The 23,835-nt window shown below is 58.1% G+C and carries 18 protein-coding genes; 5 read left to right on the forward strand and 13 right to left on the reverse strand.

The features are described from left to right. Window positions 1–5 precede the first annotated feature (5 nt). Window positions 6–2,186: a catalase/peroxidase HPI gene (katG, locus tag RLO149_RS06425; RefSeq protein ID WP_013961269.1), complete on the forward strand. Its 2,181-nt coding sequence runs from the start codon at window positions 6–8 to the stop codon at window positions 2,184–2,186. Between the two features lie 56 nt (window positions 2,187–2,242). Here the strand turns inward: katG and RLO149_RS06430 are convergent, their stop codons facing one another. The 6 genes from RLO149_RS06430 to RLO149_RS06455 form a co-directional block, all read right to left on the reverse strand. Then, on the reverse strand, window positions 2,243–3,076 hold the full coding sequence (locus RLO149_RS06430) for a universal stress protein (RefSeq protein ID WP_013961270.1): 834 nt from the start codon (window positions 3,074–3,076) through the stop codon (window positions 2,243–2,245). A 12-nt stretch (window positions 3,077–3,088) separates the two neighbouring features. Then, window positions 3,089–4,066 carry a 2-dehydropantoate 2-reductase gene (locus RLO149_RS06435; protein WP_013961271.1) on the reverse strand — a complete coding sequence of 326 codons (978 nt, stop codon included), beginning with the start codon at window positions 4,064–4,066 and terminating at the stop codon, window positions 3,089–3,091. 115 nt (window positions 4,067–4,181) lie between these two features. After that, a complete protein-coding gene (locus RLO149_RS06440) occupies window positions 4,182–5,705 on the reverse strand; it encodes an acyl--CoA ligase (protein WP_013961272.1) in 1,524 nt (507 codons plus the stop codon). Window positions 5,706–5,742: 37 nt separating this feature from the next. Further along, entirely contained in the window at window positions 5,743–7,251 is a 1,509-nt protein-coding gene (locus RLO149_RS06445; RefSeq protein WP_013961273.1) for a tripartite tricarboxylate transporter permease, read from the reverse strand. Window positions 7,252–7,263: 12 nt separating this feature from the next. Further along, complete coding sequence (locus RLO149_RS06450) at window positions 7,264–7,749, reverse strand: tripartite tricarboxylate transporter TctB family protein (RefSeq protein WP_245538132.1); 486 nt, start codon at window positions 7,747–7,749, stop codon at window positions 7,264–7,266. 93 nt (window positions 7,750–7,842) lie between these two features. Next, window positions 7,843–8,820, reverse strand: coding sequence for a tripartite tricarboxylate transporter substrate binding protein (locus tag RLO149_RS06455; protein WP_013961275.1), 978 nt, complete (start codon window positions 8,818–8,820; stop codon window positions 7,843–7,845). Between the two features lie 175 nt (window positions 8,821–8,995). Between RLO149_RS06455 and RLO149_RS06460 the strand changes: the two genes are divergently transcribed. Then, window positions 8,996–10,402, forward strand: a complete 1,407-nt coding sequence (locus RLO149_RS06460; RefSeq protein ID WP_013961276.1) for a helix-turn-helix domain-containing protein — start codon at window positions 8,996–8,998, stop codon at window positions 10,400–10,402. 72 nt (window positions 10,403–10,474) lie between these two features. Here RLO149_RS06460 and RLO149_RS06465 read toward each other — a convergent pair whose 3' ends face one another. From RLO149_RS06465 to RLO149_RS06475, 3 genes are all read right to left on the reverse strand, one after another. Next, window positions 10,475–12,697 carry an NADP-dependent isocitrate dehydrogenase gene (locus tag RLO149_RS06465; protein ID WP_044025562.1) on the reverse strand — a complete coding sequence of 741 codons (2,223 nt, stop codon included), beginning with the start codon at window positions 12,695–12,697 and terminating at the stop codon, window positions 10,475–10,477. 181 nt (window positions 12,698–12,878) lie between these two features. Next, window positions 12,879–16,004: an efflux RND transporter permease subunit gene (locus tag RLO149_RS06470; protein WP_013961278.1), complete on the reverse strand. Its 3,126-nt coding sequence runs from the start codon at window positions 16,002–16,004 to the stop codon at window positions 12,879–12,881. Between the two features lie 3 nt (window positions 16,005–16,007). Continuing rightward, window positions 16,008–17,147 (reverse strand): efflux RND transporter periplasmic adaptor subunit, encoded by a 1,140-nt coding sequence (locus RLO149_RS06475; protein WP_013961279.1) that lies wholly within the window; start codon window positions 17,145–17,147, stop codon window positions 16,008–16,010. A gap of 87 nt (window positions 17,148–17,234) precedes the next feature. Between RLO149_RS06475 and RLO149_RS06480 the strand changes: the two genes are divergently transcribed. Both RLO149_RS06480 and RLO149_RS06485 read left to right on the forward strand, forming a co-directional pair. Next, the gene (locus RLO149_RS06480) at window positions 17,235–17,855 is read left to right on the forward strand and encodes a TetR/AcrR family transcriptional regulator (RefSeq protein WP_013961280.1); all 621 of its coding nucleotides are present in this window, start codon (window positions 17,235–17,237) and stop codon (window positions 17,853–17,855) included. A gap of 132 nt (window positions 17,856–17,987) precedes the next feature. Continuing rightward, entirely contained in the window at window positions 17,988–18,767 is a 780-nt protein-coding gene (locus RLO149_RS06485; RefSeq protein ID WP_013961281.1) for an inositol monophosphatase family protein, read from the forward strand. Between the two features lie 22 nt (window positions 18,768–18,789). On the opposite strand, the gene RLO149_RS06490 is transcribed toward RLO149_RS06485, so the two are convergent. The 4 genes from RLO149_RS06490 to RLO149_RS06505 all read right to left on the reverse strand — a co-directional run bounded on the left by RLO149_RS06490 (window position 18,790) and on the right by RLO149_RS06505 (window position 22,369). Beyond that, window positions 18,790–19,416, reverse strand: a complete 627-nt coding sequence (locus RLO149_RS06490) for an AAA family ATPase (protein WP_013961282.1) — start codon at window positions 19,414–19,416, stop codon at window positions 18,790–18,792. Continuing rightward, window positions 19,406–20,179: an ATP-binding cassette domain-containing protein gene (locus RLO149_RS06495; protein WP_013961283.1), complete on the reverse strand. Its 774-nt coding sequence runs from the start codon at window positions 20,177–20,179 to the stop codon at window positions 19,406–19,408. The genes RLO149_RS06490 and RLO149_RS06495 overlap by 11 nt, the downstream gene beginning before the upstream one ends. Further along, a complete protein-coding gene (locus RLO149_RS06500) occupies window positions 20,179–21,240 on the reverse strand; it encodes an ABC transporter permease (RefSeq protein ID WP_013961284.1) in 1,062 nt (353 codons plus the stop codon). Before RLO149_RS06500 ends, RLO149_RS06495 begins: the two co-directional genes overlap by 1 nt. A gap of 109 nt (window positions 21,241–21,349) precedes the next feature. Next, window positions 21,350–22,369, reverse strand: coding sequence for a sugar ABC transporter substrate-binding protein (locus tag RLO149_RS06505; RefSeq protein WP_013961285.1), 1,020 nt, complete (start codon window positions 22,367–22,369; stop codon window positions 21,350–21,352). Between the two features lie 149 nt (window positions 22,370–22,518). Here RLO149_RS06505 and RLO149_RS06510 point away from each other — a divergent pair, with 149 nt between their 5' ends. After that, window positions 22,519–23,727 (forward strand): ROK family transcriptional regulator, encoded by a 1,209-nt coding sequence (locus RLO149_RS06510; protein WP_013961286.1) that lies wholly within the window; start codon window positions 22,519–22,521, stop codon window positions 23,725–23,727. Window positions 23,728–23,835: the final 108 nt, after the last annotated feature.

Consider the following 23,835-nt stretch of genomic DNA (forward strand, 5'->3'; position numbering starts at 1 on the left):
CTGTGATGGACGGAAATAACGTAGATCCAACCGGCGGATGCCCTGTGATGCATGGCGGTAACACGGCGATGGACAAGCCCGTGACCAAATGGTGGCCCAATGCGCTGAACCTCGACATCCTGCACCAGCATGGTGCGCGCACCAACCCGATGGACGCGGACTACGACCATCGTGCGGCGGTCAAGGCGCTTGATTTCGAAGCGGTCAAGGCGGATGTCAAAGCGCTGATGACGCAGGATCAGGATTGGTGGCCTGCGGATTGGGGACACTACGGTGGCTTGATGATCCGGTTGGCGTGGCACTCGGCGGGCACATACCGCATGCAGGATGGCCGTGGCGGTGCGGGATCGGGGAACATCCGCTTTGCGCCCCTGAATTCATGGCCTGACAACGCCAGCCTCGACAAGGCGCGTCGCCTGTTGTGGCCTGTCAAAAAGAAATACGGCAACGCGCTCAGCTGGGCCGATCTGATCATCCTGTCCGGTAACATGGCCTATGAATCCATGGGCCTGAAGACCTTTGGCTTCGGCTTTGGCCGCGCGGACATCTGGGGCCCGGAGACGGACGTTTATTGGGGTGCTGAAAACGAATGGCTGGCGCCAAGCGAAAACCGCTATGGTGATCTGGACGATGCGTCCACCCTGGAAAACCCCCTGGCGGCGGTTCACATGGGTCTGATTTATGTGAACCCTGAGGGCGTGAACGGACAACCTGATCCGGCACGTACCGCACAGCATGTGCGTGAGACCTTTGCGCGCATGGCGATGGATGACGAGGAAACCGCAGCCCTGACATGTGGCGGGCATACCGTGGGCAAGGCACACGGGCGCGGTGCTGTCGATGGCATCGGCGTTGAACCCGAAGCGGCCGGGCTTGAAGCGCAGGGCTTTGGCTGGTCAAACCCCGGGCATTCGGGCAAGGCGACAAACGCCTTCACCTCCGGTATCGAAGGGGCGTGGACCACGCATCCGACGCAATGGGACATGGGCTATTTCAAACTGCTCTTCGGGTATGAGTGGCAGTTGACCAAATCCCCCGCCGGTGCATGGCAGTGGGAGCCGATCGACATCAAGGAAGAAGACATGCCGGTCGATCCGACCGACCCTTTAAAACGTCACCAGCCCATGATGACCGATGCGGATATGGCGATGAAAGTCGACCCGATCTACAACGAAATCTGCCAGAAGTTCATGGCCGATCCGGAGTATTTCGCGGACGTCTTCGGACGCGCATGGTTCAAGCTGACGCACCGCGATATGGGACCAAAGGCGAACTACATCGGTCCGGATGTGCCTGCAGAAGACCTGATCTGGCAAGACCCCATCCCGGCAGGCAGCACGGACTATGACGTCGCTGCCGTCAAGGCGCACATTGCCGACTCCGGTCTGTCTGCGGCTGATATGATCGCAACCGCGTGGGACAGCGCGCGCACCTTCCGCGGTTCTGACAAGCGGGGCGGTGCCAATGGCGCGCGCATTCGTCTTGCGCCGCAAAAGGACTGGGCCGGCAACGAGCCTGAGCGTCTGGCGAAAGTGCTCGGCATTCTTGAGCCGATCGCTGCGGAAAGCGGTGCCTCTGTTGCGGATGTGATCGTTCTGGCCGGGAATGTGGGGCTTGAGCAATCCATCAAAGCCGCAGGGTTTGACGTTGACGTACCTTTCGCCCAAGGACGCGGCGATGCAACGGCAGATCAAACCGATGCTGCATCCTTTGATGTGCTGGAGCCGCTGTGCGATGGTTTCCGCAATTGGCAAAAGGTGGACTACGCAGTCAGTGCCGAGGAAATGATGCTGGACAAGGCGCAATTGCTGGGGTTGACAGCTGCGGAAATGACCGTCCTGGTGGGTGGCATGCGTGTGCTGGGCGTCAATCACGGCAACGCGAAACATGGTGTCTTTACCGACCGTGAGGGGCAGCTGACGCCTGACTTTTTCACCAACCTGACAGATATGGCCTATAGCTGGCATCCGGTGGACGGGGAGAACACCTACGAAATCCGCGACCGGGCCACGGGTGCGGTGAAGTGGACAGCGACAAGCGCAGATCTGGTGTTCGGTTCTAACTCGGTTCTGCGCGCCTACGCCGAGGTCTATGCACAGGATGACAACGCCGAAAAATTCGCGCGTGATTTCGTTGCAGCCTGGACCAAGGTAATGAACGCGGACCGCTTCGATCTGGCGGCCTAAAACCAACGGCACCGGGCGCGTGATGCGTGCCCGGTGCCATTTCTATCTACGATGAATCAGTGGCTCATCAGAACCGGAATCTTGGCGTGTAATGCGATGTCATGCGTCACACCGCCGATCAGGCCCTCGCGTAGAGGCGAGTGTTCGTAGGCCCCCATGATCAGCAATCCCGCCCCTGACGTGTCACAATAGTCCACCAGCGTGTCCGCGATGGTTTTGCGGGTGCGATCGAGCTGCTTGATGGACACATTCACGTCGTGGCGATCCAGCACCATTTCCACGTTCAGACCGGGCAGGCTGCCTGCGAGCGGCGAACGGCCCACGGATACGATTTCCACCGACACTTCGGTCTCAAGGATTTGCATGGCATCCGCCAATGCGCGCGCCGCCGCCCGCCCGCCATCCCATGCGACCACAGCCTTGTTGTTGAAAACCGAGCCGCGATACCCGGCAGGAAAGATCATCACCGGCCGCCCACTGTCGAATGTGACCCGGTCGGGGTAAATTTCGATATGCGACTGGCCGGGCTTATCGGACGTCTCATGCATTCCGATCACGGTAATATCGAACAGACGGGCATAGCTTGCGACCGTCTGCTGAACCGGCCCGTCGCTGTCAATCCAATGCAGTTTATCTGCTGGAACGTCGGCACATATCTCTCTGAAACTATTCTCTATTTCTTCATTCGACTGGTTCTCGACCTCCATGATCGCCTCTTTGACCCGCTTGGGCATCCAGGGTTTGATCTGGCTCGAGAGTTGAGAGCCACCGTGTGCAAAAAGGCCGGTCAAATGCGCATTGAAAAACTTTTGCATCGTGACCGCGCCGTGAAGGGCCGCACCGGAACCGGGCAGCCCGTTATAGGCGACAAGAACATTCTTGATGGACATAGCGACCCTCCCTCAGGCGTAAAGCCCGGCCGTTTTCGCGCGCAATTTGGTCAGCGCAAGCACCGTGTCAATTGTGGGCGTAGGCGTCTGCGTCACCTTGCCCAATTCGTGGACCGAGCCGAGCAAAGCGTCGATTTCCATCGGGCGACCTGCGGCGAGGTCTTGCAGCATGGATGTGCGATGCGCGCCCACGGCCGCCCCCCCGTCGATGCGGCGATCCACATCAATCGGGAATTTAACGCCAAGTTTCTCTGCGATTTCCTGCGCTTCGACCATCATGCCGCGCGCAACGGCACGGGTGCCGGGGTCGGTGCACAACACATCCAGCGTTGCATGGGTGAGCGCCGAAATCGGGTTGAACGACAGGTTCCCCCAAAGCTTGACCCAGATCTCGTCGCGCAGGCGGGGGCGCACGGGGGCTTTCAGTCCTGCGGATGCGAGCGCTTTTGACAGGGCCATCGCGCGGTCGGACTTTGATCCGTCCGGTTCGCCGAGGGAAAAGCGATTGCCTTCGATGTGCTTGATCGTGCCGGGCTCAGAAACCTCTGCGGCTGGATAGACCACGCAGCCGAGCACGCGGTCCGGACCGAACCCGTCCCATTGCGCATTGCCCGGATCCACGCTGCTGAGGCGTGTGCCTTCCAGCGGGCTGTCGATCTTGTGAAAATACCACCACGGCACGCCATTCACGCCGCTGACGATGGTCGTGTTCTCACCGATAAGCGGCTGCATTTTATCCACTACCGGGGGCACAGAATGCGCCTTGAGGGTGACGATCACGTAATCCTGCGGTCCAAGATCCGACGGGTTGTCAGAGGCGGTTACCTTGACGGTGCTTTCGCCGCTTTCCTCGATCAGCGTCAGGCCTTTGTCCTGCATGGCTGCAAGGTGCGGGCCCCGCGCGACAAGGCTGACGTCCGCGCCAGCCTGTGCGAGTTTTACGCCCATATAGCCGCCGATGGCGCCCGCTCCGAATATGCAAATCTTCATGGTGTTCTTCCTTCAGATCCCTTGCAGCGCTCAGATCATACCACCGCACTGCCAAGGGTTTGTCTGTGTCAATCAGGTTTGCAAACCTGACCAACACGTCTTGCAAAGTGACCGATCAGGCACTTTCGACGAGACCGAGCTTTTCCGCCATCCCGATCCGTTGCATTTTGCCGGTGGCCCCTTTGGGAATTTCATCCAGAATGATGACTTTGCGCGGCACTTTGAAATCGGCCATCCGCTCTGCGGCAAAGTTGCGGATGTCACGCTCGGTTGCTTCTTCTTTCAACACAACGGCGGCTGCGACCTCTTCGCCAAGTTTCGGATGGGGCAAGGCAAAGGTGACAACCTGTGCAATTGCCGGATGATCCAGCAGAACGCCGTCCACTTCGAGCGGGCTGATCTTTTCACCGCCCCGGTTGATGATCTCTTTGAGGCGTCCGGTCAGATGCAGGTATCCATCCTCGTCAAAAGCACCCTGATCGCCGGTGCGGAACCAACGGTCGCCGTCGGCCTCAAAAAAGCTCTTGGCGTTGGCCTCGGGGTTGCCCTCATATCCGGGCGTGACGTTGGGGCCGGAAATCACAACTTCACCGGTCCCTTCGGTCAAGCGATCCTCGATCTCATGGGCGACGCGGACCTTGGGGCCTGCCTCAACCCCCACGGCTCCCGGCTTTTGTGCGCGCGGGGGCAGGGGGTTTGACGCCATCTGATGCGCGGCCTCTGTCATGCCGTAGCCTTCGATCACCGGCGCGCCAAAGGTATCGGTCAGTGCGTGCATGACCTGCGCAGGCAGTGAGGCGGAGGACGAACGCAGGAACCGCAGGGGCACAGTTTCGATGATCTCTGCGTTGCGCCCCGCGCGCGTCAGGATTGCCTGATGCATCGTGGGAACGGCGGTGTACCAGGTCGGTTTGGCATCGCGCATCCAGCCAAAGAACTTGAGGGCGTCAAAACCGGGGGTGCACCAGACCGACGCGCCCGCCGCCAGCGTGGCAGAAACAGCAGCAAGCAGCCCGTGAATGTGAAACAGCGGCATGACGTTCATGCAGCGATCATTTGGCGTCAGATCAAGTGATGCGCGAATATGTTCTGCCGAGGCGGCAACATTGGATTGCAAGAGTGGTACAATTTTCGGCCGCGATGTCGTACCGGAGGTGTGCAGTATCAACGCCACATCATCCGGGCCGGGTGCTGCTGTATCGGCCTGACCGGTCGCGTCGGAGGACAACTCAAAAGTGCCGGCAGCAGCACCGTCAGGGACGCTGACGCGCAGAATGGCGATGTCCAACCGGCGTGCCGCCTTAACAGCAGGACCTTCGTCGCCTGCCATGACCATCAGTGCTTTGGCCTTCAAATCCTCAAGGTAAAAGACATATTCATCCTCGCGATAGGCGGGATTCAAGGGGGCCGTAACCGCCACCTGCGCCACGGTAATGAAAGCGGCGGCCATTTCGGGGCCATTTGGCAGCACGATGGCAACGCGGTCGCCCCGGCCAATGCCAAAACCGTGCAACGCGTCGCGCACACTCGTGCTCAGCTTGCGCAAGCCTCCATAGCTCAGCCAGTCTGCTGTGGGGGAGCCGAAGGCAGGCGCGGTATCCGCATGACCTGAAATGAAACCAGACACTGTTGTATGCATCGCTATAATCCTTGGTTTATTAGACTTCCGGCTCTGATCAAGCCTTCTGCGAACGGTTCGACTTTTTGACGTACTTGAGCAAGGGCAGCAAGAAGAAGACGACACTGATCGCGATAAAGGTGCCAGAAAGAGGCCGCTCGATAAAGGCCATCATGTTGCCTTGTTCGGAGATGAGGGTTTGACGGAAGCTCTTTTCCATCAGTGGGCCAAGCACAAGTGCCAAGACCAGAGGCGCCATCGGGTAGTCCGCCTTGCGCAGAAGGTAACCCGCCACGCCGAAACCGATGATCAGCCACACGTCATGCATTTTCTGACTCGGCGCGTAGCCCCCGACAATGCAGAGCACCAGAACAAGCGTGCACAACACTGTGAAAGGCATCCGCAGTGCCCAGACAAACACCGGGATCAACGCGAGGTTTACCAGCACCGCAGCAAGGTTGGCGGTATAGAGCGATGAAATCAGCCCCCAGACAAAATCGGGTTGTTCGATGAACAGCATCGGACCGGGCACCAGACCCCACATCACCATCCCGCCCAGCAACAAGGCCGTGGTCGGGGAGCCGGGAATGCCCAGCGTCAGCATCGGCAGCAGGGAGCCGGTCGAGGCGGCGTTATTGGCCGTTTCGGGGGAGGCGACGCCCTCGATGTTGCCTTTGCCAAAGGTCTCGGGTTGTTTGGACATCAGCTTGGACAAGCCATAGGACATCAGCGCGGCAGGCGTGGCCCCGGCTGCGGGGAGCATGCCTACGAAAAACCCCATGGAAGAGCCAAAACAGAGGGTCTTCCACAGTTTGCTCACCTCTTTGATGCCAAACCAGAGGTCGCGAAAGGTCAGACGCGCGGGGGTGACGGAAGGAGCGGATTTTGACGTCTCTATCGTATACAGGATCTCTCCCACGCCGTAGATGCCAATGGCCAACACCAGAAAACTGATGCCTGAGTAAAAGCCGGGTTGGTCAAAGAAAATCAGGCGCGGATCACCGGAAATCAGGTCTAGCCCAACGGTTGAGAGCGCAAGACCAAGACAGATCATGATGATGGTCTTGAGGATATCATCGCCGCCTAACCCCACGAAAGTCGTGAAGGCCAGCAGGACCAGCGCGAATTCTTCGGCCGGGCCAAAGGCAAGTGCGACATCGGCTAGTGGGGCGGCAAACAGAGTAAACAGGACCACCGAGATTGTGCCACCGACAAAGGAGGCAACAGCCGCCGCAATCAACGCCAGACCCGCACGGCCCTGCTGCGCCATAGGCCGACCGTCGAACGTGGTAGCCACAGCCGTGGACGCGCCGGGTATGCCCAGCAGGATCGAACTGATCGCGCCGCCGTACATGGCTCCATAATAGATCGCACAGAGCAGGATAATCGCCGAGGAGGGCGGCACGATAAAGGTCATCGGCAGCACGATGGCCACGCCATTGACTGAACCGAGGCCGGGCATCGCCCCGATGAACAGACCCGCCGTTACACCGATGATGACGATGAAGAGATTGAGCGGTGACAGGGACGTGGCAAAGCCGTCCGAAAGATGACCAAGAAGTTCCATGGGTCTGCTTTCCTAGAAGAACATCGCGTAAAGCGGAAAAAAGAGAGGCTCGGTCAGACCCTTGGGCAGCAGGATCTTCAGCGTGACCTCGAAAAAGAAGAACAGAAAGACCGGCGTGCAGATGCACAAAGCACCAGTCAGCGTCCAGCTGTGTTTGCCAAAGATCTTGAGATACCAGAACATGAACAGCGGCAGCGCGATGTAGGAACCCGCTATCGGCATAAGAGCAATCGTAACGGCGAGTGCGATCGCGACGCTCACGACCCAGGAGAGTGTCTCAGGGTCAAAGAAATTGCCGGAATAGTTGGTTTTGCCGCGCAGGCTGCGCATCAGAATGCCACCCGCACAAACAAACATGATCGCTGACAGCCAGAAAGGGAAGGCGCCGCCGCCCGGGCCACCGGTCATTCCGTTCCAGCCAATGGACAGCTCTGATGCGTGCCACATGAAGTAAAGGGAAAGAGCCATTATGGCCCCGGCGATCACTCTGTCAGCCATCAACATGAGGTATCTCTTTGAATTTTAGGAGGGTTAGAAAAGGGGACACTTGCGCGCCCCCTTTTTGGTTCGTTTTTCGGAGGATAAAAAGGGTTACGACCCTTCGCTCATCGAATTCAGAAGGTCAGCGTGCTTGGAGCGTTCTTCGATGAAATAGGCCTGTAGGTCATCGCCCGTCAGGAAGTCAGCCATCAGGGCCTTTTCCTGCGTATATGTCTGCCACTCTTGCGAGGCGGAAAGCTTTTCAAACATCGTTGTGTAGTAAGCGATGGCAGCCGGGTCCATGCCCTTTGGGGCTACGAACGAACGCTGCATCCAATAGACCAGATCATGACCGAGTTCGCCCATCGTCGGGGTGTCGGGGAAGACCGAAATCCGCTCAGGCGTGAAGGCTGCGATCGGGCGTACTTTGCCCGCATTGTAAAAGCCGAGCGCTTCGGACGGATTGTTCACGGAACTGTCGATGTGTCCGCCAACAAGGTTCTTTGCAACGTCGCCGCCGCCTTTGAAGGGCACGTAGGTCACTTCGATGCCAAACTCGTTCTCAAGCATGGCCGTGACAAGGCTGTCTTCCTGACCTGTGCCTGTGCCGCCCATTTTCCATGTGCCGCCCGCATCTTTCACGGCCGCAACGTAGTCATCCAGCGTTTTGATGTCGCTGTCTGCATTCACCCAAAGAACAAACGTGTCGAGCGCCATGCGCGCAACGGGCGTGAACTCTTCGATATTAACGCCGATGTCTGTGCGCAGTGGCGTGGTGTAGTAGCTGTTGAGCGTCGCCATAATGACATGGTTGTCGCCTTCTTTATCCTTGAGATAGCGCAGTGCTTCCGCGCCGGACCCGCCACCTTTGTTCACCGGCAGGATCGGCATGGAGGCAAGATTTTCCTTTTGAATGATCGACTGGAACAGGCGCGCCAGACGGTCCGCACCACCACCTTGGCCGGCCATAATGACCATCTCGACCGGTTTTTGTGGTTTCCAGTCACTGGCAATAGCGGGTGCTGCCGTCATCAGCGCCGCCGTGGTTGCCATGGCGAGTGCGATGCGCCGTGTAAAGCTGTTAGTCATGTAGTGTCCTCCCTAAGACCGCAGTGGGGTATTCACCCCTTATGAACGTGACGAAAGGCAGTTCCCGACCTTTCCTGATGCAATCAGATAGGTGAGCGAAATAATATTTCACGAAAATACGTGTTCCCATGTTAATTATTGCATTAACGAAATTAAAAAATGTAAAGTTGTTAATATGAGAAAAACACTTGTTGGCCCGCAGTTGCGACAACTCAGGCGGTCGTTTAACCACACACAGGCTGAAATGGCGCGCCAGTTGGGCGTCTCGGCCGCTTACATAAATCTGCTTGAAAACAATCAACGCAGCCTTTCCGTCAAAATGTTGATGGAATTGACTGAAAGCTATGGCATTGACTGGCGTGCCCTCGTCAATGATAGCGAAATCACGCATTTGGCCGATTTGCGCACGGCGGTCCGGGATCCCATTTTTGAAGGGGATACGCCGGATTTACAGGAAATGCGCGCGGCCCTCGATCATGCACCCAAGCTGGTTGATCTGTTTTTGCAGCTTTACCGCAATCACGCGAAACTACGCGAGAATATGCGCAATGTGGCGGCGGCAGGTGGGGTGACGGAAATGATGATGACCTCGCCGGAAACGGCGATTTATGACTTCTTTCGCAACCATTCCAACTACTTCAGTGATCTTGAACTGGCAGCGGATTCTGCGCGTAGTGCCGTTGGCGGGCGTCAGGACGACCTTTACAGCACCCTCAAACGACACCTCAAAAACGCTTTTCGCATAGATGTTGAAATCATGAGCGTGGACAAAATGCCCGAGGCACTGCGCATCTTTGCCGAAGACCAGCGACGCGTAGAGCTGTCCGAAGCGCTGGACCAGATCAACCGCAACTTTCAGCTGGCCCACGTTCTGGCGCTGGTCAGTTGCGCGGGCCTGTTGGATCAGTTGTCTGCCAGTGCGCAGATACCGACCGAAATGGGTCAGGCGCGCTGCCGGGTTGAACTCGCAAATTACTTCGCCGCCGCCTTCCTGATGCCTTATGATGAAGTGCTGCGGGTCGCTCAGACGACGGATTATGACATCGACCGTATTGCCACAACCTTTGGTGTGTCATTCGAACAAGCCTGCCAGCGGCTCACCACGCTGCAGCGCAAGGGCGCGCAGGGCGTGCCGTTTTTCTTTCTGCGCACGGACACGTCCGGCAATGTCACGAAACGGTTCAACGCGACGGCCTTTACCCTCGCAGAGCAAGGGGGCGCATGCCCCGTGTGGAATATTCACAGCGCGTTTATTTCGCCCGGTCGCATCGTGGCGCAACTGGTGGAATTGCCGGATGCGGGTCAGTTTTTCACCATCAGCCGAACGTCGGACAGACCCGTGGTCAGCCGCCACACCCCGGACCGGCGGCGGGTGGTCACCTTGGGCTGCGAGCGCGCGCATGTGGGTCAGATCGGATATGCAGCACCGCTGAACATCGAAGATCGTACGAACATCGCTAAGATCGGCATCAATTGCCACATTTGTCCGCGGCAGGCTTGCTCGGAACGCGCACATGAGCCGCTTCACATCAATCTGCCGGTGGATGCCAACCGGCGCGGCTCCACCCGCTATGAAAGCTAACTGCACGGGGTGGGCACAAAAAAGCCCCGGCGGTGTCGCGCGCCGGGTCTTTTTCAGCGGTCAATTCGTGGCTCAGGCAATGATTTTGTTCAGAACCGGTGACGGCTGCATCACGGCAGCGGTCTTGGTGTCATCGGTGTGATAATAGCCACCGATGTCTGCGGGCGCGCCTTGCGCTTGCGCAAAATCAGCCACAATCGCGGCCTCATTCTCGGCCAGTGCCGCCGCGATGGGCGCAAAACTGGCGGCAAGCTCCGCATCATCGGACTGCGTGGCCAACGCCTGCGCCCAATAAAGCGCAAAATAGAAGTGGCTGTCGCGGTTGTCAGGCTGACCGACCCGGCGGCCGGGTGATTTGTTGTGATCCAGAATGCCTTGGGTCGCCACGTCTACAGCCTTGCCAAGCACACGGGCCTTTTCGTTGCCTTTGACATCTGCCAGAAACTTCAGGCTTTCGCCCAATGCGCAGAACTCGCCAAGACTATCCCAGCGCAGGTGGTTTTCCTCGACCAGTTGCTGAACGTGTTTGGGCGCCGAACCACCCGCGCCGGTCTCAAAGAGACCACCACCTTGCATCAGTTTGACGATCGACAGCATTTTGGCCGATGTGCCCAGCTCAAGGATCGGGAACAGGTCCGTCAGATAATCCCGCAGCACGTTGCCCGTTACCGCAATGCTGTTTTCGCCTTTGGCAATGGTCTCGAAGGACAGGCGCGTGGCGTCGCGGGGGGTGAGGATCTGGAATTTATCGGTTGCGCCTGCGGCGGCGAGCAGAGGTTTCACATAGGCGATCAACTCAGCATCATGCGCGCGGTCTTCATCAAGCCAAAAGATCGCCTGACACCCTTCGGCCTTTTGACGATCGATGGCCAGTTGCACCCAGTCTTCAATCGGCGCTTTGCGCGTCGAGGCGGAGCGCCAGATGTCACCAGCCTCAACCGCATGTTCGTGCAGAACATCGCCGTTGGCAGCGCTCATCCGCACACTCCCGTCATGGGGGATTTCGAATGTGGTCGGGTGCGAGCCGTATTCTTCGGCCTTCTGCGCCATCAGGCCAACGTTTTGCACGGTGCCGACGGTTGCAGGGTTGATCGCACCATTGGTTTTGCAGAAATTCACCGCCTCTTCGTAGACTGCGGCGTAGGAGCTGTCGGGTATAACGCAGTTTGCATCCGCTTCGGCCCCATCCGGGCCCCAGCCTTTGCCGCCTGCACGGATCAACGCGGGCATGGAAGCGTCAATGATCACGTCGGAGGGGACGTGCAAATTGGTGATGCCCTTGTCGGAATTCACCATGTACATCGGGGGCTGCTGCTGCATCAGTGCTTCCACTTTCGACAGAATTTCAGCACCTTGCGGCAAGTCCTTGATGCGGTCCAGCACCTCGCCCATGCCGGAATTTGCATTAATACCTGCGGCTGCAAAAGCATCGCCATATTCGGCAAAGATCGGTTTCAGATAGGCTTTGACCGCGTGACCAAAGATGATCGGGTCGGACACCTTCATCATCGTGGCTTTGAGGTGGATCGAGAACAACGTACCCTCTGCCTTGGTGGCCTCAATCTGCGCCTCAAGGAAAGCCGAGAGCGCCTTGGCGGACATGAAGGTGGCATCGACAACGGTGCCTGCCGGAAAATCAATGCCGTCTTTCAGAACTGTCACAGAACCATCCGCGCCGATCAGTTCGATTTTGGCCGGGCCTGCCTGCGCGGCGCTCAGGGTCACCGAGGTTTCATTGGACCGAAAGTCATTCGCGCTCATGGTGCTGACGCGGGTTTTGCTGTCCTTGGACCAATCGCCCATGGAATGCGGGTTGGATTGGGCGTAATTTTTGACGGCGACCGCGGCGCGCCGGTCAGAGTTTCCTTCGCGTAGCACCGGATTGACGGCCGAGCCCTTGATGGTGTCGTAGCGGGCACGGGCTTCTTTTTCGGCGTCAGTTTGCGGGTTTTCCGGATAATCCGGCACTGGATATCCTTGTGACTGAAGTTCCTCTACGGCGGCCACCAGTTGCGGAACTGAGGCAGAAACGTTCGGCAGCTTGATGACATTTGCGCCGGGGGTTTTGACCAATTGGCCCAGTTCTGCCAGATCATCGCTTTGGCGTTGATCGGCTGACAGATGCGCGGGGAAAGCGGCGAGGATGCGCCCGGCGAGCGAGATGTCCTTGACCCCCACCGAAACGCCGGCGGCGGCTGCAAACTTGCGGATGATCGGCAAAAGCGACGCGGATGCGAGCTGCGGTGCCTCGTCAACTTTGGTGTAGATGATGTCGGGAGTCGTTGTATCGGACATAGATTCCAAGCCTTTCATGTCAGTTGGCGTTGATTAACCGACCGTTCTGCGCAGGTCCACAGCGTCTTGTCGTAACAGAGCGGATAAGCCGCACCCCATGGTATACAATTGAGCAATTGTGTCGATCTGATCGCATTGGTGACGCCTGTTTTCTGCCTGAGGCGGCAGGGCATCCTCAGGATTACTCGGCTGCAACCCTGATCGATGCACCTGTTGGCGCGCTGTTGCGGCTGGCGTCCTGCGTTTTTGGGCGGGGTGCGTAGATCAAGGCAAACATCGGTGGCACGAAGTAGAACGAAACAACGGCGGACAGCAGAACGCCCCCGGCAATCGCCACGGCAAAAGGTGGCCAGAACCCGCCGCCTGCAAGGATCAGCGGTAAAAACCCGCCAAAGGTCGTGATGGTCGTCGAGATGATGTGCCGACTGGACCCGGTGACGACCTGCGCCATGGCGTCGGTATCGCCCATCGCGGCGCGTGCATTCCCCTTGAGGCCCGTGAGGATTATGATCGCGGCATTGATCGACACACCGATAGACCCGATCACGCCGATGATCGCATTGATGCCAAAGGGAAATTGCATCACGGCAAGGGCCAGCATCGACAATCCGGCAGACAAGACGCACACGATCAGGGCCACTGCGGTCAGGCGGAACGAATTGAACGTCAGCGCAATCGTGGCAATGGTCAGCGTCACAATCAGCCCGACAGAGGCGAGCAAGTTGCCAATCGTATCTGACCGCGCATCGGAATCGCCGCCCAGTTCGATGCGGTAGCCGGCGGGGGTTTCGAACCCCGCAGCCTCAAGCGAGGCGAGCACGGATTGCAGCGCCTCTTCGGGCAAGACGCCGGGCACGATATAGGCCTGCACGGTGTTGACGCGTTCCCCGTTGCGCCGGGTTATGACGCTTTCTGCCGCCTCAACCACAGGGCGGGCCAGTTCTGACAGCGGTACCGCAGGGTAAAGTCCCTGCGCGGAAAGCTCAGCCGCATTCGGCATCAGGATCGGCAGGTCTGCCATGGCGGATATTTCGCCCTGCACCGCGTCAGTGAGACGGACGCGGATCGGCATTTGGTCGGTGCCTTCGACCATGCTGCCGCCCGTCACACCAACCAAAGCGGCCTGAAGTTGTGCTGCAATATCGGTGATATTCAGCCCCAGCAGCCGCGCAGCGGTCTCATCAATCTCAAAGCGCAGTTGCGGCGCACCGCCCGTCACGCCGGAGCGGACCTGTGTCACAAGGGGCAGATCCACCATCAGGGCGCGGGCCTGATCGCCCAAAGCGCGCAACACATCAAGATCCGGGCCGACCAGCCGGATTTCAACCGGGGCGGCAACGGGGGGGCCTTGAACCAGGTCGCGCACGATGATGCGCGCCTTGGGGTGCGCGCGGTTCAGGGCCTGTTGCAACGCTGGCACCAACCGTTCAGCGGCGTAGGCGTCTGTGGTTTTGACCATGGCCTGCGCATATCCGGGCTCTGATGAGCGGCCACTGGTGATGTTATAGTAAAATGCCGGGCCGGATTTTCCGATCGACCAGTAGACGCGATCGATGTCTTGTTCCGCCGCAAGACGCGCATCAATCGCCCCGGCCACTTTGGCTGTTTCAGAGATGGCCGTGCCGGGGGGCATTTCCACTTCGATGTAAAACTGATCCCTCTCAACGCCGGGAAAGAATTGCGCGGTCAGCGTCGGGAAAGCGCCGAAGCCCATGGCTGGCAGGATCAGGGCCAGCGCAATGGATTTTATCGGGTGGGTGACGGACCATTGAATGGTCTTTTGAAACGCGCGGCCCAGCACGGGGATGGACAGGCCACTGCCCGTACCGCGCTTCATGAAACGTCCGGCGAGTGCGGGCGTGACGGTCACGGCCACGAACAGCGACCAGATCAACATCAACACCACGGCAATCGCGATGGCGCCAACGAAATCACCCGCAGGCCCCGGCAGCAGGATCATCGGCGTGAAGGACAGCGCGGTCGTGACGGTCGATGCCAGCAGCGGTGCCGCCAACCGGCGCGTGGCGTCACCGACCGCATCTATGCGTTCCATCCCGCGGGCGAGGCGCTGGCGCACTTCGTCGACCATCACGATTGCGGCGTCCACCAAAAGACCAAGTGCCACGATCAACCCGGTGACGGACATCTGGTGGATCGGCAGGCCGAGAAAGTTCATGCTGGCCAGCGTCGCCAGAGACACAACGGGCAAGACCACGGCCACAATTGCCGCCGCCCGCACACCCAGCGTCACAAACAACACGGCCACAACGAGAGAGACGCCGATGGCCATATTCATGCCGACCTCGGCCAGCCGATCCGCGGTATAGGTGCTTTGGTCAAACATCAGTGTTTCGGTGATGCCATGGGGCAGGGCGTTTTGACCGCTTTGCAATTCTTCGCGCACGAAAGACATCCAGCGGTCAATCTGCACGCCATCCTGCGCCAAAACGCCCACCAGCACCGCCGGTCGCCCCAAGGCCAGTGCCAGTTCTTCCGGCGGGTCGGCCACGGTGCGTTTGATCTGCGCAATGTCGGAGAGCACCACGCTCGCACCGCCCTCGTTTTCGCGCAAAACGACAGAGCCGAGCCGGTCCAGCGTTTCGATCTCGCCCGAGATGTTGATGGTCAGATCAACGTCCCTGTTCTGCAACCGCCCCGCCTGCACCTTGCCATCGGCGGCGGCGATACGTGCTGAGATATCCGATGCGGTCAGACCCAGTGCAACGGCCTGCTGGGGGTCAACCTCAACGCGGATTTCGTCCTCCGGTTCGCCAAATAGATCGACGGCACGCGTCGAGGGGATCGTGCGCAGCCGGTCCGCGAGCGCCTCTGCATGATCGTGCAGGATCGAGGCGGGCACGCCATCATGATCCGACGTAACTGCGACAACGGCAGAATAGGCGGAGATGCCTTCGGCGTTGAATTCTGAGGCTTCGACACCGGCAGGAAAAGTGCGGCGGGCGTCCTCAACCGCATCCCGCGCCTCGGACCAGACCTGTTCGATCGTGGCCTCATCAAGCGTTTGCAACAACTCAACAGAGACAACCGAAACTCCGGATCGTGACACGGATTCGATCACATCCACTTCGGCAATCTCACGTAACTCTTCTTCGATTTCCGCCGTGACCAATGTTTCAACGCGCGCGGGGTCGGCGCCGGGAAAGGGGGTCGTGATCGTCGCAAAGAGGTTGGTGATGGTCGGGTCTTCCTGACGGCCCAGCGACAGGAACGAAGACAATCCAGCCGAGACAAGGACCAGAATGATCAGTGCGACAAGCCGGGGGTGGCGAAAGGTCAGCGTTTCCACGCGTTAACCCTTCTGCGCCAGAATGCTGACGGTCTGGCCGGGCACCACGCGGTGCGCGCCTGTGGTGACGAAAACGCTGCCCTGCTCGAATGTGCCGCGCACAAAGGCGCGCTGGTCTTCAATATGAAGGATTTCCACGGCTGCCGGTGCCAGCTTGTCCTCGACCACCAGCATCAGTGTCCAAACGCTGCCCTCACCGGATTGCAGCGCATCGACAGGCACCCATGCGCCTTGCGCCGAGATCTCTGATCGCAAAACCAGCGACGCGCTTTGCCCGAACAGCATATTGCCCGGCCCCTCCAGCGCAAACAACGCGGTGCGTGTCCTCGTTACAGGATCAATGTCAGGCCGGATACGCGATAAATATGCGGGCAGAATCTGCTCTCCAAAGGATACTTCCACTGATCTGAGTTCATCCGCCGCGATGTCGAGGGGCAGGCCGACCCGCAGTTCAGGGGCGGAGGTTTCCATCAATCGGACAATAGGTTGACCGGCCTGAATCGTCTCGGCAGCGTCCACGTTTTGTGCCCCGACCTGCCCATCGAAGGGCGCATAGATCACTGATTTCTCAAGATTGATCTGCACCGATTTCAGTGCGGCATCAGTCTCGGCGATGCGGCTGGTCAGCTCATCGCGCGCGGCCAATGCATCATCGAGCCCGGCCTGACTGGTGAAACCCTGTCTTTGCAGTTCAACGGCGCGTGTCAAACGGGCCTCTGCCGAACTCAATTGCGCGGCAACCGCCCCACGGGACGCGCTGAGCCGCGTCGCCTCAGCATCAAGCAGATCCGTATCAAGACGGGCAATTTCCTGCCCCGCTGCGATACTGTCGCCCTCATCGACCGACAGGCTGACGATGCGTCCGCCAAGCTCAAAGGACAGGGACACATCTGCGCGCGCTTCGATCTGCCCCGTAAAGCGACGTGGCGTAGTATAGCCCTGTTTCATGTCGATTGTTTGAACCTGAACGGGCAGGGGGAGCGCGGCGTCCGGTTCCGGCACAGCGCCCGCTCGGTCGCTCAACAGGCCGACGCCCATAACGACGGCAATGCCTGCAATACCAATGACACTGACGGTCAGGATCATGCGCGTCATTAAATTCAGCACCTTCATCGTCCACGTCTGTTTTGTTGTACGGGCCATATGAAACCTCACCTAAGTTAGCACCTCTAACATATGTTAGAGTCTCTTACTTTGACAAGGGTTACGTATTCTGAAAAAGAATGGATCATGGAACAGAGTAAAAATGCCGGAAAACGAGATAGTTATCATCACGGGGATCTCAGGTCTCAGCTGATTGAAGCCACACGCGCCCTTGTCGAGGAAAAAGGACCGGATCATTTTTCGGTGTCCGAGGCGTGTCGTCGTGCCGGTGTGTCCACGGCGGCTCCCTACAAGCATTTCGCGGATAAAAGCGGTATGCTGCGCGCGGTCGCCATGGAAGGAATGGTGCGCCAGCGCGAACAGCTTCTCGCTGAATTGCAGAAATACGAGCCCGGCACTTTGGGACGCATCGTTGGTATGGGCCGGGTCTATGTCAATTTCGCTGTGGCCGAACCGGGTGTTTTTCGCCTGATGTTTGGCCTGTCCGAAGACCACGGGGATCACAGTGATCTCGTCGAGATGGGTGATGACACGTTTTTGGTCGTCAAAAAAGAAGTGGCGCGGTGCCGTGGGGCGGACGAGGTGTCCCCGCAGGACGAGCATCAGGCGTTTCTGTTGTGGAGCTTCGTGCATGGTCTGTCTTTTTTGACAATTGACGGCAAGCTGACCGAAAAAAGAGTGACTGTGGATCTGGAGCCTCTCCTTGAGGATATCGCCCGGCGTGTCGTGACCTCGACGATGGGGTGACATCGGTACATGCAGTGCGGATCGGCAAGACCCCGCCGAGTGGTAAAACCTCTTTGATTTCAGCGGATAAACGGTGGACTGCAGGGCTATTCACTGTAAGTGTCGCGCCAAACGAATTTAAGGAGAGTGACCGTGAACAACCGAAGTCAGGCAGCCGTTGAAATTGCGCGGATCGGGGGCGAACTGGCGCTGGAGTACTATCGGCGTCTCGGGTCCCTCGTCATCGAAGACAAAGGCCCACAGGATTTTGTGTCTGAGGCTGACAAGGCGGTCGAAACGCACATCCGCAACATGATTATTGCCGCTTTCCCGGACGATGGCATTGTCGGCGAAGAAGACGCGCCAAAACCATCATCGACGGGCTATACATGGGTCATTGACCCGATTGACGGGACCACAAATTTCATCTCCGGCATTCCCGCTTGGACAGTCGTCTTGGCTGTCGTGTTCGAAGACAAAACGCAGATCGGTGTGATTTTTGATCCCGTGCATAACGAGATGTTTGTGGCCAATCGCGGCGCGGGGGCCACTCTGAATGGTGCGCCTATGGCCTGTGCGAGCGACGCGCCGATTACCCGTGGGACCGTTGGCACCGGCTATTCAAGCCGGATTTCCGCGCAGGCCTCTGCCGATGTGGTGCTGGCCATTCTGGAAAAGGGTGGCGTTTTTCACCGCAATGCGTCCGGCGCGCTGTCGCTGGCCTATGTGGCGTCGGGTCGGTTGCTTGGCTACATCGAAGAGCACATGAACGCATGGGATTGTTTGGCCGGCCAGTTGCTGATTGCCGAAGCCGGTGGGCAGATCGAGGATCAAAGTGCTAACCAGATGATTGCACAGGGTGGCCGCGTGATCGCTGGTGGGAATGCTGTTTTCGATGACCTGTTGAAAATTGCCGACACCACGTACAAATAGACCGTCGTGCATGGGGCACGGTCTAAGGGGCCGGTTTCTCGTGTATAATGCAATCAGGGGTCAGCAACGCGTTACGTGTGGTTTCAGCGTTCGGCATATCGTTTTGTTCGACCTTTGCCTGCGCATCCTCACGTGAAAACCCATGATCGTGCCAACGGGTTAGCAGGCGGTCGCGCAAAACATCGGGTGAGACGGACACATAGACGGCGAAATCCCATAGGGCGCGTAAATCGCGCCAATAGGGGGCGTCCAGAAGCAGGTAGTTGCCTTCGACAATGACGGTGGTCGCGCTGGCCTCAGCGATGCCAGCGCCTGCCACGGCGCAATCAAGATGGCGGTCGAAGAGCGGGTAAACGACGTCGTCTTCGTTTTGTAAGCGCTGCAACAAGTGCTGCAGTCCTGCAACATCAAAGGTTTCGGGCGCGCCTTTGCGCGCGATCAACCCGCGTTCCCGCAGTATTCTATTGTCGAGATGAAACCCGTCCATCGGCAGCGCGCAGCTGTTGGGCAGGTGATCTGCCAATGCATGCGCCAGCGTTGATTTCCCACTTGCAGGCGGACCCGCTAAAGCAATCAGCCGCCTTTTGTTGCGAAAGGGCAGCGCCGTGATCCGCGTGGCGAGCGCCTCTACATCCCAGTCAAGCTGCATGGGCTCCGTCCGGCACGGTGGCCCCGGTCATATAGGCCACGGCATCCGACATGGAGTGATCTTTGGGGTCAACAACACAGAGGCGTTTGCCCAGACGGTGCACGTGAATGCGGTCTGCCACCTCAAAGACATGCGGCATGTTGTGACTGATCAGGATGATCGGGATGCCCCGGCTTTTGACGTCCTGAATGAGCTCCAGCACGCGGCGGCTTTCTTTGACGCCAAGGGCGGCGGTCGGCTCGTCCAGAATGATGACCTTGGAACCAAACGCCGCAGCGCGTGCAACCGCCACACCCTGACGTTGTCCACCCGAGAGCGTTTCGACCGCCTGATTGATGTTCTGGATCGTCATCAACCCCAGTTCGGTCAGCTTTTCGCGCGCGATCTCTTCCATCTTTTTGCGGTCAAGCTGGCGTAGCACGCTGCCGCGAAATCCCGGTTTGCGCAGCTCGCGTCCCATGAACATATTATCGGCAATAGACAGGGCAGGTGACATGGCAAGTGTTTGATATACCGTCTCAATCCCCGCATTGCGTGCGTCGATGGGCGAGTTGAACCGGACCTGCGCGCCTTCCAGTTCCACGACGCCTTCATCCGGTGTTACGGCACCTGAGACCGCTTTGATCAACGTGCTTTTGCCCGCGCCATTGTCCCCGATGACGGCCAATATCTCGCCCGGCATCAGGTCAAAATCGCAGTGATCAAGGGCTGTGACCTTGCCGTAGCGTTTGACCAGCCCGCGGCCCTTTAAAATCGGTTCCATTACGCGGCCACCTTCCTGATCCATTGGTCTACCGCAACAGCGGCGATAATCAGCGCGCCAATCAGCAGGAACGTCCATTGCGCATCGGCGCCGAGCAAACGTAACCCAAGGGTGAACACCCCAACAATCAGCGCCCCAAAGAACGTGCCGAGGATCGACCCACGCCCGCCAAAGAGTGAAATACCCCCGATCACCACGGCTGTGATGCTTTCGATGTTCAAAAGCTGTCCCGATGTGGGCGAGACCGAGCCGATCCGCCCGATCAGCGCCCATCCGGCAAAGGCACAGATCAAACCGGCCAGCGCATAGACTGAAATCAGCGTCTTCTTGACGTTCACACCAGACAGGGCGGCGGCTTCAGGATCATCGCCCACCGCATAGACGTGGCGGCCCCAGGCGGTGTGTTTCAAAACATAGGCCAGCACAAGAACGAGGAGGAGCATAAACACAACCCCGAAGGTAAAGATGGCACCGCCAATGTTGAATTTCGTGCCCATCAATTGCAGCAAAGGGGCTTGTTCCGCGATGTCCTGACTTCGGATCGTTTCATTTGCGGAATAAAGGAAGTTGGCCGCCAGCACGATTTGCCACATGCCCAGCGTCACAATGAAGGGGGGCAGTTTCATAACGGCAATCAGCCAGCCATTCACAGCACCAATCATCGTGCCAAAGGCCAGACCGCACACAATCGCGACTTCGACGGGCAGTCCATAGCGAAAACTGAATTGTCCCATGACCACGGATGAAATCACCGCGATGGCCCCGACGCTCAGGTCAATACCGGCGGTCAGGATCACCAGGCTTTGCGCAGCGGCAACGATCCCGACGATCTGGACCTGTTGCAGGATCAGTGTCAGCGCGAAGGGGGAAAAGAACTTTGTGCCCAGCAGAACGCCAAAGATGGCAATTGACGCAAGCAAGACAATCAGGGGCACGAGGGCAGGGGTCGTGTGCAGCGCATGATGAAAACGGCTGACAAACCCCTTGCTGCCCGTATCGAACGAGGCAATCTCATTCGCAGCATCTGCGCTGGCGGCTTCGTAATTGTCGGGTCCGGACATTGTTGGCTCTCCTTTTGAGATGCCGTGACATCTGGTTTAAAACAACCAAGGGGGGCGGGTTAAAACGCGCCCCCCTCTAACGTGAATTGAGATTATTGCGGCTGCAGGATCAACCCCAGCAAAGGTCCATGCCTTCTTTGGTATCGATGCTCTCCACACCATCTACAGGCTGGTCCGTGACAAGTGCGACGCCGGTGTCAAAGAACCCTTTGCCTTCTGTCGCCTCTGGCTTGCTGCCATCCTTGGCCCAGTTGGCAATCGCTTCGATGCCTTTTGAAGCCATCAGCAGCGGATATTGCTGAGACGTTGCACCGATCACCCCGTCCGCCACGTTCTGCACGCCGGGGCAGCCACCATCGACGGAGACGATCAGGACGTCATTTTCCCGGCCAATTGATTTCAAGGCTTCATAGGCCCCCGCTGCCGCAGGTTCGTTGATCGTGTAGACCACGTTGATCATCGGGTCCTTGGCGAGCAGGTTTTCCATGGCGCGACGTCCGCCTTCTTCGTTCCCGGCCGTCACATCATGGCCAACGATCCGTGGGTCTTCTTCATCGCCCCAGCGGTTCGGGTCTTTGACGTCGATTCCGAAACCGGTCATGAAGCCCTGATCGCGCAGAACACCTACGGATGGTTGGCTCACCGCCAGATCCAGCATGCCGATCTTCGCCGTTGCAGCGGCATCACCGAGGGACGCAGCCGCCCATTTGCCGATCAACTCACCCGCGAGGAAGTTATCCGTGGCGAATGTCATATCCGCAGAATCGATTGGCTCCAGTGGTGTGTCCAGTGCGATAACCAGCAAGCCCGCATCCCGCGCCTGCTGTACCGCAGGGACAATCGAGGATGTATCGGACGCTGTGAGCAGGATACCGTTCGCGCCGTTGGCAATGCAGGTTTCGATGGCTGCGACCTGCGTTTCATGGTCGCCATCCACTTTACCGGCATAAGAGTTCAGCGTGATCCCCAGTTCTTCCGCCTTGGCGGCGGCACCTTCGCGCATTTTAACGAAGAAAGGGTTCGTATCTGTTTTGGTAATCAGACAGGCGGAAACCGAATGCCCGTCCGCGGCGGCAGTACTTGCAGATGCAATCAGAGCGAGTGCGGTGCCAGCAATAAATCTTTTCATGTGATCCTCCCAAACCATTGTGTGAACACGTTGTGTGACGTGCTTGACGCCGGACGGTGCTCTAATTCGCAGCGCGTGTCAATTAATAAGTAAACTTGATTTATTAACTCCACTCCTGCAGCTTACTTCGGGTAATGCGAGGGAGCGGGATGACCCAGTCACCTGTCATCAGGGCGTTGAATCACGGGGCCAATCAAAAGGGGCTGCGCGATTACAACGAGCGATTGATACTGTCGGTATTGCATCGCCACGGGGATTTGCCAGGCAGCGAGATTGCCCGAAAGACAAAGCTCTCGGCGCAAACAGTCTCCGTTATTCTGCGCAAACTTGAGGGTGACGGTTTGGTCACCAAGGGACGTCCCTCCAAGGGGCGCGTGGGTAAACCATCTGTTCCGATGGCGTTGAATCCAAAGGGTGCAATTTCAGTTGGATGTAAATTGGGTCGACGCGGCAGTGATGTGTTGCTGACCGACCTGAACGGGCAGATCTTGTTCAGAAAACACATCCAGTATGATCTGGCCTTGCCGCATGAGGTGTTTGCGTTCTTCCGGGATGCATTTTCTGATGGGGTGGGACACATCGGCCCGGAACTTGCCGGCAAACTCTGTGGTATTGGGATCGCCGCCCCGTTTGAAATCTGGAAATGGGGCGCTTCGGACGGCAATACGCCCGAGGAGTTTCTGTCGTGGAAAGATGTATCTTTTGAAAGCGAAGTGGCGCAATTCACCGATTTGCCGCTTTACATGGTGAATGACGCGACCAGCGCGTGCTGGGCCGAACAAATCTATGGTCGTGGCAAGGCCATGGACAATTTCGCCTACTTTTTCGTGTCGACTTTCATCGGTGGTGGCATCGTGCTTGGAAATTCGGTCTATGAAGGCAAGCTGGGAAATGCGGGGGCGTTTGGGCCACTTCGGGTCGGTAATAAGGCCGGGCAGACGCGGCAGCTGCTGGATGTGGCCTCCCTTCATGTCCTTGAAACACGGCTGACACAAACGGGCCACGATCCTAAACAGCTCTGGTCGCAGCCTCAGGACTGGGATAAATTCAGCACGCACGTCGCTCCCTGGATAGATGAGACCGCACATGGCATCGCGCAGGCCTGCATTTCAGCCTGTTCGGTTATCGATTTTGAATCTGTTTTGATCGACGGTTATTTTCCGGACTGGGTGCGCAGCGCGTTGGTTGAGGCCGTCGCGGCTTATGTAGGCAAAGAAGATAGCCGAGGTCTTATTCTTCCGAACATACTTGCGGGGCAGGTCGGTAGCGAGGCGCGCGGCATCGGTGCTGCATGCGTCCCAGTGTTCTCTCAGTATTTTCTGGTTTCAAAACCCATGGTGTCGAACGGCCACTTTTGATTGTGTCGCACGTCACGGTTAACCTATCGCGGTACTGAACGTGAGAAAGCAGGCAATTCATTGCGTATTTTAACAATTCATCCGCAGATTGGGCACATTCTTAACACT

Source organism: Roseobacter litoralis Och 149, assembly GCF_000154785.2.
GTDB classification, from domain to species: domain Bacteria; phylum Pseudomonadota; class Alphaproteobacteria; order Rhodobacterales; family Rhodobacteraceae; genus Roseobacter; species Roseobacter litoralis.